Annotated in this window: 3 protein-coding genes; all 3 read right to left on the reverse strand. The window is 69.6% G+C overall.

Annotated features, from left to right (window positions below):
• Positions 1–314 (reverse strand): aldehyde dehydrogenase family protein (locus I73_RS34845; RefSeq protein WP_040500304.1); only part of this gene is annotated, 314 nt, incomplete at its 3' end.
• A 28-nt stretch (positions 315–342) separates the two neighbouring features.
• Positions 343–1,137: an SDR family NAD(P)-dependent oxidoreductase gene (locus tag I73_RS12005; RefSeq protein WP_022980834.1), complete on the reverse strand. Its 795-nt coding sequence runs from the start codon at positions 1,135–1,137 to the stop codon at positions 343–345.
• A gap of 33 nt (positions 1,138–1,170) precedes the next feature.
• On the reverse strand, positions 1,171–1,628 hold a 458-nt coding region (locus I73_RS12010; protein WP_022980835.1), incomplete at its 5' end, for a cytochrome P450.

Here is a 1,628-nt window from a genome sequence, read left to right on the forward strand (position 1 = left end):
ACCGGAGCCGGATCGCGAGCGCCCAGGAAGGCGATTTCGTCGGCATGGCGTCCCTGCAGGTCGCCCAGGCGCTTGAAGCATTGCAGGCGGCCGTGCGAGGGCAGGGCGGCCCATCGCTTCTGCGCCGCGCGCGCGGCCTGCACGGCCTGGTCGATTTCCTCGGCGCCCCCGAGGTGCAGGTCGGCCTGCGGCCGGCCGTTGCTCGGATTGATGTGCGGGACTGGGGGCTGGCAGGTGCGCGCGAGGAATCGGCCGCCGATGAACGGCGCTCCGGCAATGCCCAGGGGACGGTCGTGGTCGGACGAAAGTGGCATGGCGGGTGTCGATGTCGGAACTGGAAGATCAGCTGATCGTATAGCCGCCGTCCACCGGCAGCAGCGCACCGGTGATGTAGCTCGACGCTGGGCTGGCCAGGAACAGGATGGCCTGTGCCAGCTCCTCGGGAGTGGCCAGGCGCTTCAGGGGGAAGCGCTGTGGGAAGGCGGTCATCGGCCCCTGGGCGACCATGCCGGCCGCCCGCATGTTGCGCGAGCCCTCGGTATCCACGCCGCCCGGCAGGATGGCGTTGACGCGGATGCCGTCGCCGGCGAACTCGCAGGCCGAGGTTCGCGTCAGCGCGTTGACGCCTGCTTTCGACGAGTCGTAGTGGGTGTTCGACAGGATGGTGGGATGCACGCTGCCGATGGTGGAGACGTTGACGATCGATCCACCGCGGCCGCCGGCGCGCATCAGCTTGATCGCCTCGCGCATGCACAGGAAGCTGCCGCGCGTGTTGACCGCGTGCATGTGGTCCCACTGCTCGACCGACATCGACATGAAGTCGGCCTTGGGCCGGAAGGCGGCGTTGTTGACCAGGATGTCGCAGCCGCCGAAGGCCTTTGCCGTCTCGGCGAAGGCCGTGGCGACCTGCACCTCGCTGGAGACGTCGCAGCACACGGCCAGCGCGCGCGGGCCGGCCGCGGCGATGTCTTCGGCCGCGGCGCGCGCACCATCGAGATCGAGATCGGCGACGACCACTTGCGCACCGGCCTGGGCCAGCAGGCGTGCGGTCGCCTTGCCGATGCCGGAGGCGGCGCCCGTCACGAAGGCGGTGCGGCCCTGCAGGCCGAAGACTCTGTCGAGGATGGAGGGGCTCATGGGTGTCCTTGTCGGAAGGTCGAAGGCAATGGCTCAGGTGGATCCGGTGACGGGCCAGGACAGCGGCAGCGACTCGACGCCGTTGACGGCGCCCGTCACCGTCACGGCCTGCCGGCCGGGGGTGATGCCGAACTCGGGAATGCGGCGCAGCCATTCCTCGAGGAAGGTCTGGATTTCGATGCGCGCCAGATTGGCGCCCGGGCAGCGGTGCGGCCCGTTACCGAAGGTGTCGTGGCCCTCCGTGCGGCGGGCGAAGTCGACGGTCATCGCGTCGTGCCACTTGCGCTCGTCCATGCTCGCGAGCGAGATCGGCACCATGATCAGGTCGCCCTTGCGCAGCGGCGCACCGTGGAAGTCGCGGTCGTGGACGACCAGGCGCACGGTGTTGGACAGGCCGAAGCGACGGATCAGTTCGTCGGTGGCGGCCGGGATCTTCGACGGATCCTCGACGAGCTGGCGGCGATGGTCTGGATGGGTGGCGAGGAAGCGGG

The sequence above is a fragment of the Ideonella sp. B508-1 genome (assembly GCF_000333615.1).
Classification (GTDB): Bacteria; Pseudomonadota; Gammaproteobacteria; order Burkholderiales; family Burkholderiaceae_C; genus Ideonella.